Source organism: Butyrivibrio sp. XPD2006 (assembly GCF_000420865.1).
Lineage (GTDB): Bacteria > Bacillota > Clostridia > Lachnospirales > Lachnospiraceae > Butyrivibrio.
The window spans coordinates 101,746-114,568 of sequence record NZ_ATVT01000010.1; the positions used below are offsets into that span (position 1 = coordinate 101,746).

A 12,823-nucleotide genomic window follows, 5' to 3' on the forward strand; every position below is an offset into this window, starting at 1 on the left:
ATCAATATGGAAAGAAAAGACGCGGATAATTTATCATTTGTACTTAGCAATGCAGCTGAGTGCACGGTTCTTCTTAAAAAGAGCGGACAGTTTCCTCTGGATAAGGCCGGCAAGATCGCAGCTTACGGCAGTGGACTTCGCTATACGATAAAGGGCGGAACAGGTTCCGGCGAAGTTAATTCAAAAGAGACTTTTACAATAGAGCAGGGGCTTGAAAAAGCAGGGGTTTCAATTGCTTCAAAGAGCTGGCTTGATGCCTATGATGAAGTAAGAAAGCAGGCTAAAAAGCAGTTCTTTAAGGATCTTAAGGCACAGGCGAAGGCAAAGCATGAGAATGCGATCATGTATTCAATGGGAAAGACCATGAAGGAGCCTGACCACAATCTTGAGATCACTAAATTGTGCGATACAGCTATTTACGTTGTCAGCAGAAATTCCGGAGAGGGCAGTGACAGAGAGGTCATAGAGGGAGATGTAAAGCTTGCAAAGTCTGAGATTCGTGACATCCTTCTTCTCAATAAAATGTACGACAGATTTATGCTGGTTTTAAATGTCGGAGGCGCCATTGATCTTTCACCTGTGATGGAGGTAAAAGACATTCTCCTTTTATCCCAGCTTGGAACCGACTGCGGAGCTATACTGGCAGATATTCTTCTGGGGAAACAGAATCCTTCAGGTAAGCTCACAACCACATGGGCTAAGTTCGAGGAGTATTCAAATGAAGGAACTTTTGGCGACTGGAATGATAACCGCTACAAAGAGGGTATCTATGTAGGCTATCGCTACTTTGACACCTTTAAAAAGAGATCTCTTTTCCCGTTTGGATTTGGATTGTCTTATACGACATTTGAGATTAAAGCGCAGGAAGTAAGGGCAGATAAGGATACCCTTACATGTGAGGTGCTTGTTAAGAATACAGGAAGCTGTGCAGGAAAAGAGGTTGTGCAGGTCTATCTCTCAGCCCCTGAGGATAAGCTTGATCAGCCATATCAGCAGCTGGTAGGCTATGCTAAGACTTCGCTTCTTGATAGCGGATCAGAATGTAGGCTTGAGATATCATTCAGGCTTTCTGATTTTGCTTCCTATGATGAGGAATCTGAAAGCTATGTTCTTGAGAAGGGCAGATATGTGATCAGGGTAGGCAACAGCTCAGTGGATACAAAAATTGCTGCAGTTGCTACTTTGGAAGAAATGGTTACAACACTAAAGACCAGGAACTGTCTTGGAAAGCCTGACTTTACAGACATAAAGTTTGAGCATTCAGAGCCGGATTCAATTCCTGAAGGTATCACAGCCATCACACTTACTGCCGATGACTTTGAGAAAAGAGAAGTCTCTTTTGACAGCGAGGTACCTGTAGACCCAAGGATAAAGAACCTGACGGATGAAGAGCTTTCTTACATGCAGATCGGAAACTTTGATCCCAACGCAAGAGGACTCAGCATTATCGGCAATGCTGCGACACATCTTGCAGGTGCTGCAGGTGAAACAACTTCACAGCTTGCAAAAAAAGGAATCAGGCCTCTGATCATGGCTGATGGCCCTGCGGGAATCAGGATCTCACTTAAGTATTACGAAGAGGGTGAAAATCAGTATGATGCCGGCAATAAAGGTATGATACCTGAAAGTATGCTTGAGATGATGGGGCCAATAGCAAAGTTTATTGCAAAAATGCTGGTAGGTGGAAAGAAGATTCCTAAGAATGCCGTGATAAAAGAGCATTCGGCGACCATGATTCCTATAGGAACAGCTATTGCACAGAGCTTTAATACAGAGCTGGCAGAAGCGCTTGGAGATATAGTCGGATCGGAGATGGAGAAGTTCGGAGTTCATCTCTGGCTTGCTCCTGCTCTTAATATCCATAGAAGTATCCTCTGCGGAAGAAACTTTGAATACTATTCAGAAGATCCGCTTGTGTCAGGAGAAGTGGCAGCAGCCATCACCAGAGGTGTACAGAAGCATAGGGGCTGCGGAACTACGATTAAGCACTACGCTGCCAATAATGCAGAAACCAACCGCTATTGTAATAACTCTCAGGTAAGCGAAAGAGCAATGAGAGAGATTTACCTTAGAGGCTTTGATATCTGCGTGAAGAAATCCCAGCCTAAGGCAGTCATGACCAGCTACAACTTGCTCAATGGTACGCATACTTCCGAGCACAGAGGCCTTATTGAGGATATTTTAAGATCTGAGTTTGGATTTAAGGGAATAGTGATGACAGACTGGGTAATGGAGGTTATGACAAGTAAAAAGTCTGTTTATCGCAATGCTCTTTCCAATGAAGTCGCTAAGGCCGGTGGAGAACTGTTCATGCCGGGAACAAAGAAAGACTATGAGAGAGTTCTTACGGCACTTAAGGATGACACACTTTCAAGAAAACAGCTTGAAGTCAATGCAAGCCGCCTGATCAGAACTATTGATGAATTCTATAACGCAGAGTGAAGGTAAGATATGAAAGCAATCAGACTAAAAACAGAGTACTTAACAAATCCTATCGGAATAGATTACACAAAGCCAAGACTTAGCTGGGTCTGTGAAGGTGGCAAAACACAGACTGCCTATCAGATTATAGCTAAAGATGATAACGGAAATATTATCTGGGATTCCGGAAAGACCGGCTCTCATAAGATGCATCTTATTCCTTGGGGTGGAGATGCCTTAAAAAGCAGACAGAGGATAACCTGGAGTGTTGTGCTTTGGGATGAGGAAGACATAAAGGGAGAAGCAAGCGATGAAGCTACTTTTGAGCTGGGACTTTTAAATGAGAGCGACTGGAAGGCTACATGGATTACCGGTAACTATTCTGTAAAAAGAAAAATGAGATACCCGGTAGACTGTTTCAGAATGAGCTTTATTGTGGATCCGGAAAAGAAGATTTCCAGAGCAAGAGCCTACATGTCCGCCTGTGGTCTATACGAAGGTCAGCTAAACGGCGAAAAGATTGGAAGCTTCTGTCTTGCACCGGGACACACAGATTACAGAAAAAGAGTTCAGTACCAGACAGTAGATATCACTGCTCAGATAAAAGAGGGAAACAATGACCTCTTCTTCATGCTGGCAGACGGATGGTACAGAGGATCTGTAGGAGCCTGGGGACTAAAGAACTTTTACGGAAATGAGACTAAGCTCCTTGCACAGATTGAAATATATTTTTCTGATGGCAGCAAAAAGATAATATGCTCAAGTGAAAATTTCGAATGGACAAATGATGGTCCTATAAGATTTGCCGACAATAAGGATGGCGAAATCTATGATGCAACAAAGGATGATATTAAGAAGGCTGTATGGAAAAAAGCAAAGGCTGCAAAGCATAATGTGATTCCAACCGCTTCAGACAACTTTGCTCTTACTGAGCATGAAAGATTTACAAACCCAAAACTCATCATTACTCCCGGCGGCAAAAAGGTCTTTGACTTCGGACAAAATATTGCCGGATATATTGAGTTTAAAGTGAACGCAAAAGCTGGCCAGAGAATCTTTATGAGATTTGGAGAAAAGCTAGATGAGAACGGAGAGTTTACTCAGACTAATATCCAATGCGTAAAAAAAGATTTAGTGACTCCGCTTCAGCAGATAGAGTATTTCTGTAAAGATGGAGATAACTATTACAAGACCAGATTTGCCATTTTCGGATTCCAGTATGTCCTTGTTGAAAGTGATGTGGAGATACGTCCGGAGGATATTACAGCTATTGCAGTTTATTCCGATTTTGAGACCACATTCTCTTTTGACAGTTCAAATGAACTTCTTAATAAGTTCGTTGAGAATACTCTTTGGTCCCTTAAGAACAACTCTGCCGATCTTCCTACAGACTGCCCTACAAGAGAACGCCATGGTTGGTCAGGAGATGCACAGATATTTGTAAATACAGCAAGCTATATGGTGAACTATGCACCTTTTGCTGATAAGTATGAAAAAGATCTTTGTGATCTTCAGCGTAAGAACGGCGCTTTTACTCAGATAGCGCCTGAGGGCGGAACGGACTTTTACATGAAATCCATGGACGGTTCTGTAGGCTGGGCCGATGCGGGAATCATGATCCCTTACAGACTGTGGAAGAAATACGGCGATATTTCTTTTGTCGAAAAGTACTATGACAACATGAAAAAATACGCCGCATTTGCAATCGGACGCCTTGGTAAGCGCTCAGCTCTTATGTCTGAGAAGGTTAAGATATCCAAGGAAAACAGCAAATATCTGTACAATGTCGGACAACACTACGGTGAATGGGCTGAACCTTCCGATGTTCATAAGTCGTCTTTTAAAGACTTTTCAAAATCCAAACCTGAGGAAGCAACAGCTTATACAAGCTATGTTTTAGGACTTATGAGCGAGATTGCAAAGGCTCTTGGAAAAGAGCAGGATGCAAAGGAGTATCAGGAATATTCTGAAGGCTGCAAGAGAGCCTATCAGGAGCTGATTGAAAACAGTGAGTTCTCTCTTGATACAAACAGACAGGCTCGCCTTGTTCGCCCGCTGTACTTTGATCTTTTGAATGAGACCCAGAAAGGGTATGCTAAGAGAAGACTCATAAAGGCCCTTGATGAATACGGCTGGAGAGTCGGAACAGGCTTTCTATCAACACCTCTTATTCTGTATGTCCTTCAGCAGATTGATTTAAGCCTTGCATATAAGCTTCTGGAAAATGAAGAAAAACCGGGATGGCTCTATATGCCGAAGATCGGAGCAACCACTATCTGGGAAGACTGGAACGGGCCTACTTCAGACAACGGACTGGGCGGCGGAATAGCATCTCTTAATCACTATTCAAAGGGAGCTGTTTGCGAATGGATATTCTCTGAGATGTGCGGCGTTAAGGTGGATGGAGAAAATCATTTTGTCATTGCACCAAGGCCCGGAGGACATTTCACACGAGCATCCTTTAGCTATGACAGCATATACGGAACTGTGTCATGCTCATGGAGTCTTCAGGAAGATGGCAAGTACAAATATGACATAGTCGTTCCACCAAACACTACGGCTGATGTTAAAATTGAATAGTTTTTGCATTTCACCGAATGAAAAGTGCAACTCACCGCAGTTGCGCTTTTTTTGTGCGAAAAATCATGTATTATCAGTTCAGAAGCAAGGAAACAACAAGTTAAAGAAAAGGGGAACGAAATGAAAAAGGCAATCGAAGTAAATAACCTCCAAAAGAAATACGGAGAATTCACCGCAGTTAATAGTATTTCTTTCTCGGTTAGTCAGGGTGAGCTCTTTGCTTTCCTGGGAGAGAACGGAGCAGGAAAGTCAACAACAATAAATATGCTGAGTACCATCCTTCCAAAGACAAACGGAAACGCATACGTGATGGGACATGAGCTTGGCAAGGATGATGACAAGATAAGGAAAGAGATCGGAATCGTATTTCAGAACTCAGTACTGGACGGAAAGCTCACAGTTAAACAGAATCTCATGACAAGAGGAGCATATTACGGATACGACAAGAAAGAGATCATGAAAAGGCTTGAAGGTCTTTGGGAAGAGTTCAATCTTGGAGATATCTGGAACAGGAAATACGAGAAGCTCTCAGGTGGTCAGAAGAGACGAATAGATATTGCGAGAGCTCTTTTACACAAACCGAGCATTCTGTTTCTGGATGAGCCCACAACCGGACTTGATCCGATGTCACGCAAGATGGTTTGGGACTACATCAATTACCTGAGAAAACATGAGAACCTCACAATCTTCCTCACAACACATTACATGGAGGAGACAGCGGAAGCAGAAAACGTGGTGATCATGGACAAGGGGAACATAATTGCCGAGGGTACGCCGGCAGAGCTTAAGAGCAGATATACAAGCAAGAAGCTCATCTGGTACACCGATGAGAGCGAAGAGAGCAGCAGGCTGATAGAAACGTCAGGAAGCTCAAAGTTCAGATATGAAGTAGATCACTACAACATCTCAATGAACGAAGGAATTACAGAGTTTATCTGGAAGAACAAAGGACTTGTAAAAGATTTTGAAATAATCAAAGGCACAATGGACGACGTATTCTTAACACTTACAGGAAAGGAAATGGTGAACGTAAATGGCTAAACTCAGAGGATTTATCGGACTTACAAAAAGAAATATGCTTGTATTTTTTACAGATAAAGGAACACTGTTTTTCTCAATGCTCACACCAATGATCATACTTCTTCTCTACATTCTTTTCCTGAAGAACAGCCTTCTGTCAGCTCTGCAGAATGCAGCAATAGGGCTTGAGAACCTGGTAGCAGCAAAAGACATGGCTCAGTTTGTAAACGGACTTCTTCTTACAGGTATCATCAGCTCAGCTCTTATAACAATTCCTTACAATGCACTTGAGATCATCGTAAGGGACAGAGAGGACAGAGTAGACCTTGATATGCTCTCTACACCCGTTAAGAGATTCGAGATCATTCTTTCTTACTTCTGCGCAGCAGTTATTTCAGCTTTCATGCAGGCAATGATAGTTCTGGCAGTTGGAATTGGGATACTCAGCATGAGCGGAGATATGTATCTTTCTGCAGCTGATATTGTTAAGCTTGTTGGCGCGGTTTTCCTCGGAACAGTATCTTCAACATCCGTATTCATGGTAGTTATGATGTTCTTTAAGAGCATGGGTACCTGCGGCGCTTTCATGGGAATCTTATCAGCAGTATCAGGTTTTGTGATCGGAGCTTACATGCCTCTTTCAGAGTTTAACAAGGGCATTCAGAATGTATGCAATCTTGTTCCTGCAACAGGAATCACAGTACTTATCAGAAATTACCTTACAGGTGGAATCCTCCGCCACATGGATGAGTGCATAGGCGGCCTTGACGGTGGTGCCTTCATGAAAGCAATGGTTGATATTTTTTCATATAACACTGTAGTAGGTGGTGAAATTTGGACGTTGAATCTGACATGGATTTACGTGATAATTAGTACAGTTATATTTATCGGAGTTTTGAGAGTGGTATATCCTGCTGTTTTCGGCAGAAAGTAAAGGGGAAAAGTTTTGAGGGTCACATTCAACAAGATTTCGCAGGAAGAAAGCGAAAGTGCAGTTATAAATGCATACGAGCACACATCTTCCATCGACACTGCAATAGGTCTTTTGGAAAACGGGGAACAGATAATAGCAGGCTACCGGGACGGCGAGAAAGTGCCTTGCAGATTATCCCAGATCTATTATTTTGAAAGCGTTGATGATAAGTGCTTTGCCTATACCAAGGACGCATGTCTTGATATGAGGTGCAGACTCTATGAGGTTGAGAGTAACCTGGATTTCAGGTTCTTTAGGTGCTCCAAGTCAATGATCTGCAACCTCCGCAAGATAAAGAGTGTTAAGACGGAGAGCAACGCCAGGATGCGTGCAGAGCTATTAAACGGCGAAGTGGTGGTCATCTCAAGGAGCTATGTAAAAGAGCTTAAGAAGAAATTGGGGTTATAAGTATGAATAAACTTAAACTGGTTTTTGAACAGACAATGATGGTAAGTTTCATGGTCCTGTGTTATATAAGTGTTCTCGGACTTCTGGCCTTCAGAGGTACAGATACCGGATTTCCATGGTATATTCCGGGATCCATCGTGCTTGCGAGCTTTTTTTGCAGCCTGGTAACAGTGTTTCTTTTATCTGATGCCGGTGATAACAAGGATGAGTCTCCGACGAAATATTATATTAAGCTCATAGCGCATTTTATCTTGCTGTATGCACTTATTATGGGATTTGGATATCTCTTTTACTGGTATCGCGGGACCGTCGGATTTATTTTAACTTCTGTGGTCTATGTCATTATCTACGCCGGTACCTGGGTGGGAACAAGACTTGTTTTTTTACATGACGATAAGATTATAGGCGATGCACTTGATAAGATAAGAGACGAAGAGTGAGAAAAAGTGGCAACTGATATGATCAGTGCCACTTATTTACATCCTTTTTCTCCATGGCGATGAGGAGAACCATATCTTTCTGGAGCGGCTCCTGAGGAGAACTGAAGCACCATTTCTGGCCCTTTTCGCGAACAGCGATGACGTTCATCCTGTGCTTTTTGCGAAGTTCCAGTTCGATCAGGTTCTTGCCGATCCATTCATCTTTGACATACATCTCAACGATATACATGTTGCTGTCAATTTCAAAGAAATCCTTAAAGGATTTTGAAAGAAGAATACGAGCTGAACGCATACCGCCTTCTCCTTCGGGATCAAGAATCTTATCTACTCCGATTTTCAGTAGAATGGATGACATCCTGTCTGAGGAGGTTTTTGCAACTATAAGGGGTACGTTCTTTTCTTTTGCAACTGCTACGGACATTATGGCAGCAGCAAGGTTACCTGTGGCACATACAACGATATCCATGTTTTTTAGGCCCAGGGCTTCTACTTCATCCTCGTTTTCCAGGTTTGCACATACTGCAGAAGTGCATTTTCCTGCAAATTCATTGATTACTTCTTTATCTTTGTCTACAGCAAGCACATCAGCGCCCATCATGTAAAGATTCTCCGCAAGGCTCTTGCCGTATTTTCCAAGTCCAAGTACTGCAACTGATTTTCCCATGATTTATTTTCCTCCTAACCAACGTAGAATATTCCTTCTGAATGACTGATCCTGTTTTTGATCCCGGCCTCTCTGGCAAAGAAAAATGCCATTGAGATAGGACCGATCCTTCCAAGATACATTGAAATAATAACGATAATTCTTGAATATGAGCATAGATGCGGTGTTAAGCCTCTTGTAAGTCCTACTGTTCCAAGGGCACTTGTGATCTCATACAGAGCATCAGTAAGCGTAATGTCTTCGCCTGCAAGAAGAAGCAGTGTCATAAGGATTACAAAGGACAAGCTGACGGTCACGATAGCAGCGGCCTTTCGCATGAGCTCCGTTGAAACTTTTCTGTGGAATACGACAGTTTCTTTTTTGCCGCCTATATAAGAGAAAGCATTCATAAGTACAAGGAAGGCTGTAACAGTCTTGACACCGCCTGCTGTTCCGACAGGTGAGCCGCCTATGAACATGAGGATGTAGCCGATGGAGCAGGAGATTTCTGTCAGACTCTCCTGGGGCACTGATGCAAAACCAGCGGTTCTGAAAGTGACCGACTGGAACATACTGTTTAGAATCTTATAAGACAGGCGCATGTTGCCAATGGTTTCGGGATTGTTGTATTCAGCTGCCAGAACAACGCCGGTCCCTGTCAGTATGAGAATTATGGTCGCCCAAAGCACCAGTTTGGTATGCTCAGGAAGATGCCTTAGGGTCACAATAGGCCCGAGGTGATTTTTGATTCCCTTATTGATTCCGTCGATAACATCAAACCATACAACAAAGCCAAGTCCGCCAAGTATGATTAGCAGCATTGTAAGGCTCATTAAAAAGTATGAGTCCCTGAAGTCTATCATGCTGTTTGGTCCAATCACATCCATTCCTGCATTACAGAAGGCTGAAACTGACTGGAAGATGGCAGACCAGAGACCTTTCCAAAAGCCAAATCTTGGTATGAATTTGATTGCAAAAAGAAATGCAGCTACGCCTTCTACAGCAAAGACGCCCTTGAATATTCGAATAAGGAAGCCCAGAAGACCGTGGTCCAGATCGACATTTAGTGCATCGCCAAGAAGAACTCTGTCTCCAAGGGAAAATTTCTTTTTACCGACCAGAAGCAGCATTGAACCTACTGAAACTACTCCAAAGCCTCCAATCTGGATAAGCAAAAGAATTACGAACTGTCCGAACAGACTCCAGTGAGCGTATGTATCAACTACAACAAGGCCGGTAACACAAACCGACGTTGTTGCTGTAAAGAGCGCAGTAAGAACACCGGTTTTTTCACCCGGTGCTGTGGATATCGGAAGCATGAGAAGGAGCGTTCCGATTATTATGGTTAAGAGAAAACTCACCGGAATGAACCTTTCCGGTGTGATCAGGATACGCCTGATCTTTGCACTTGTTTTTTTCATAGTTTCTATTCTAGTATGAAAAACAACTGAAGTACACTTTTTGTTTTAATTTTTAATTTCACAAAATCGCAACAAGATTATGGAAGGGATTGTGTATAATGTAGAAAGCGACTGATGGAGGAACAGTGTATACATGGAAATACTTGAGCAAATAACAGCTATTCTTATAGGAGCACTAATATCGGCAACATGTGCAACTTCAGGAAATGCTGATGAATTACTCACAAGATTTATTGAAGGCGATGTGTCGGTATTGGAAGAAAATCAGAAAGAGGAGTGGTTTATTCCGGATTTTAATGATGGCAGTTTTGAATACGAATATACGCTTCTGGATCTTGACGGCGATGGTGAAAATGAGATGATAGTCCAGATGAAGGATGAGCCACAGGGCTTTTCGGCTGTGTTTAATGCAGAAAGAGATAAGGTTTACTGCTGGGGAAGTGACAGTGTTGAAATGAACTGCTTTGAATATCCGCTGGATAATGGAATGATGGTAAGCGAGTATGATTATGACGGAGCTGTTTCTTACAGTATTTATGCTTATGATACTACTGGTGAAGCTAAGCATATCAGCTTGCTGTTTATCCGCGAGGTGCCTGCTTCGAACAACGCGGCTGTAAAGTATCCGGATTACAGAATTGATGATAAGGAAGTCACAAAAGAAGAATTTGGAAAAGAGCTTAAGGCAGCGATAGGGGATCACAGGCTGGATCGTACGTCATGGATATTAGTAAAATAAGGAGATTTTGATATGACACGCAGAGAAATGGCAATGGCTAATTTTATGAAAGGCTACAACTGTTCGCAGTCGATTGTGCTGGCGTTTTCAGATATGCTTGATATTGATGAGAAGACTCTTTCTAAAATGGCATCGTCTTTTGGCGGAGGCATGGGAAGGCTGAGAGAGGTTTGCGGATCTGTCAGCGGAATGTTTATGGTTGCAGGTCTTTTATATGGCTACGACGGACCTGAGACAGGACAGGTCAAGGCGGATCACTACGCCAGGATTCAGGAGCTCGCTCACAGGTTTGAAGAGCAGCACGGATCAATTGTGTGTCGTGAGCTTTTGGGCCTTAATGTGCGACATGATGTGCCGGTTCCGGAAGCCAGAACGACTGAGTATTACAAGAAAAGACCCTGCCCTGAGATAATCGGAGATGCTGCCGAAATTCTTGAGCAGTTCATTAAAGAGAATTCTGTTAAAGAGTAAGAGTGGAGCTTGAAATGGAAACTGAGGAGTTTAAGATAACCGGGAAAGAGGTGAAGGCTGCGCTGAAAACCTCTTTTCCCATTATGGTAACCTTCCTGGTGCTGGGAAGCGGATACGGAATACTGATGGAAAAACACGGCTTCGGACCGCTTTGGTCTGTTCTGTCCGGAATTGTCATATTCAGCGGAACCGTTCAGTTTGTGAGTATATCGATGCTTGGCACTGGATCTTTTATCATGGCTGCATTAACAGCTTTCATGGTATCTGCAAGACATGCCTTTTTCAGCATCTCCATGATCGGAAGATACCGAAAGGAAGGGAAAAGAAAATGGTACCTTTACTATGCACTCTGCGATGAAACCTATGCGATGCTCAGTTCGGATAACTGCCCTGAGGGAGTAAACAAAAGCGGACACAGACTTCTTGTGACACTTTTTGATCAGTCCTCCTGGGTTATCGGATCTTTCCTTGGCGGAGTGATGGGCACATATCTTAACTTTGATTCGACGGGAATTGACTTTTCCATGACAGCTCTTTTTACAACAGTATTTATTCAGCAGTGGCTTGATGCGAAGAACCACACTCCGGCAATACTGGGACTTGGAGCCACACTTCTCTGCAGGATAATATTCGGAACCGATTTGTTCCTGATCCCGGCGATGATCATAATCATTGGAACACTTACACTGGCAAGGGGCAAGATTGAGCCGGAGAAAGAGGTGCACAATGGTTGATTACAGACATGCTCTAATAATTATTCTGATCATGGGACTTGTAACCCTGGCTACGAGAATAGTTCCGGTGCTTATATTCGGAAGAGGAGAGAAGGTTCCGGATTACATCATGTACCTGGGAAGGACTGTTCCGTACACGGCCATGGGGCTTCTTATTGTATATTGTCTTAGGGATATTTCTTTTACCTCTGCGCCGCATGCGATTCCGGAGATCATTGCCATGGCGGTTGTCATCGGTTCGTATTTGTGGAAAAGAAATTCTATCTTTAGTGTAGTTGTCGGAACGGTTATATATATGTTTTTGGTTCAGGCTGTATTTGAAGAAAGTTTTTTTGAGGAGATTGATACTGCTGCGGAAGATATTTCTGTGGTAGAAAGTGATACAGATTCCGATGATCTGACACAAAAGTGCCTTAAGGGCTATGCCGATTACCTTGCGGATCATAAAGATCTTTGGCAGAGTGAGACTGTTTACGAGCTGGATTTCATAAATGACGACGATGTGCCGGATCTTATCTTTGGCGGAACTGACGGTGCTCACGCATCGAATATATTCATTCTTACATATCTTGACGGTAACTACGATGAAGTGGTTTGCTGCGGAAGTATTGGAGCCTATAACGCAACCTGTTATTATCCGAAGCTCGGAATCATCCTCAGTACAGATATGGGAATGGGCTATGAAACTGAATACTACAGTGAGCTTTCAGCCGATTCGGAGTACGGCTATAAAACCCTTTGCCACATGTATTCCTACTATGAGGAAGATTATGAGGGTGAGCCCTCTGAGATCAAGTTTTTTATCGGTGAAGGTGAGGATAAAGAGGTCATGCAGGAAGAGTATGACGAATGTGTAAAAGAACTTGTCGGTGATACTGAGCACAAGCTCTTTTACACATATGAAAATGAAAACGGCTATGAATATCTTACGCAGGAAGCGCTTGATAATCTGTTCGGAGAGTGATCTATGGAA

General features: G+C 43.0%; 12 protein-coding genes. 10 read left to right on the plus strand and 2 right to left on the minus strand.

What is annotated here, in order from left to right:
- The first annotated feature begins 6 nt into the window (after positions 1-6).
- The 6 genes from G590_RS0112150 to G590_RS0112175 all read left to right on the plus strand — a co-directional run bounded on the left by G590_RS0112150 (position 7) and on the right by G590_RS0112175 (position 7,842).
- Positions 7-2,442: a glycoside hydrolase family 3 protein gene (locus G590_RS0112150; RefSeq protein WP_022765942.1), complete on the plus strand. Its 2,436-nt coding sequence runs from the start codon at positions 7-9 to the stop codon at positions 2,440-2,442.
- 9 nt (positions 2,443-2,451) lie between these two features.
- Positions 2,452-5,001: an alpha-L-rhamnosidase gene (locus G590_RS19395; RefSeq protein WP_022765943.1), complete on the plus strand. Its 2,550-nt coding sequence runs from the start codon at positions 2,452-2,454 to the stop codon at positions 4,999-5,001.
- A 120-nt stretch (positions 5,002-5,121) separates the two neighbouring features.
- Positions 5,122-6,042: an ABC transporter ATP-binding protein gene (locus tag G590_RS0112160; RefSeq protein ID WP_022765944.1), complete on the plus strand. Its 921-nt coding sequence runs from the start codon at positions 5,122-5,124 to the stop codon at positions 6,040-6,042.
- The gene (locus tag G590_RS0112165; protein ID WP_022765945.1) at positions 6,035-6,955 is read left to right on the plus strand and encodes an ABC transporter permease; all 921 of its coding nucleotides are present in this window, start codon (positions 6,035-6,037) and stop codon (positions 6,953-6,955) included. Before G590_RS0112160 ends, G590_RS0112165 begins: the two co-directional genes overlap by 8 nt.
- 12 nt (positions 6,956-6,967) lie before the next feature.
- Positions 6,968-7,402: a LytTR family DNA-binding domain-containing protein gene (locus G590_RS0112170; protein WP_022765946.1), complete on the plus strand. Its 435-nt coding sequence runs from the start codon at positions 6,968-6,970 to the stop codon at positions 7,400-7,402.
- Positions 7,403-7,404: 2 nt separating this feature from the next.
- A complete protein-coding gene (locus G590_RS0112175) occupies positions 7,405-7,842 on the plus strand; it encodes a hypothetical protein (protein ID WP_022765947.1) in 438 nt (145 codons plus the stop codon).
- A 22-nt stretch (positions 7,843-7,864) separates the two neighbouring features.
- Here G590_RS0112175 and G590_RS0112180 read toward each other — a convergent pair whose 3' ends face one another.
- Together G590_RS0112180 and G590_RS0112185 are read right to left on the minus strand one after the other, a co-directional pair.
- On the minus strand, positions 7,865-8,506 hold the full coding sequence (locus G590_RS0112180) for a potassium channel family protein (RefSeq protein WP_022765948.1): 642 nt from the start codon (positions 8,504-8,506) through the stop codon (positions 7,865-7,867).
- Between the two features lie 14 nt (positions 8,507-8,520).
- Positions 8,521-9,906, minus strand: a complete 1,386-nt coding sequence (locus G590_RS0112185) for a TrkH family potassium uptake protein (protein ID WP_022765949.1) — start codon at positions 9,904-9,906, stop codon at positions 8,521-8,523.
- A gap of 133 nt (positions 9,907-10,039) precedes the next feature.
- Between G590_RS0112185 and G590_RS0112190 the strand changes: the two genes are divergently transcribed.
- Genes G590_RS0112190 through G590_RS21115 form a run of 4 tightly spaced genes read left to right on the plus strand, consistent with a single transcriptional unit; the run spans position 10,040 to position 12,814 of the window.
- Positions 10,040-10,645, plus strand: a complete 606-nt coding sequence (locus tag G590_RS0112190; protein ID WP_022765950.1) for a hypothetical protein — start codon at positions 10,040-10,042, stop codon at positions 10,643-10,645.
- 12 nt (positions 10,646-10,657) lie between these two features.
- Complete coding sequence (locus G590_RS0112195; RefSeq protein WP_022765951.1) at positions 10,658-11,116, plus strand: C-GCAxxG-C-C family protein; 459 nt, start codon at positions 10,658-10,660, stop codon at positions 11,114-11,116.
- A 14-nt stretch (positions 11,117-11,130) separates the two neighbouring features.
- Positions 11,131-11,850, plus strand: a complete 720-nt coding sequence (locus G590_RS0112200; RefSeq protein WP_022765952.1) for an AzlC family ABC transporter permease — start codon at positions 11,131-11,133, stop codon at positions 11,848-11,850.
- Complete coding sequence (locus G590_RS21115; protein WP_022765953.1) at positions 11,843-12,814, plus strand: branched-chain amino acid transporter permease; 972 nt, start codon at positions 11,843-11,845, stop codon at positions 12,812-12,814. Before G590_RS0112200 ends, G590_RS21115 begins: the two co-directional genes overlap by 8 nt.
- Positions 12,815-12,823 lie beyond the last annotated feature (9 nt).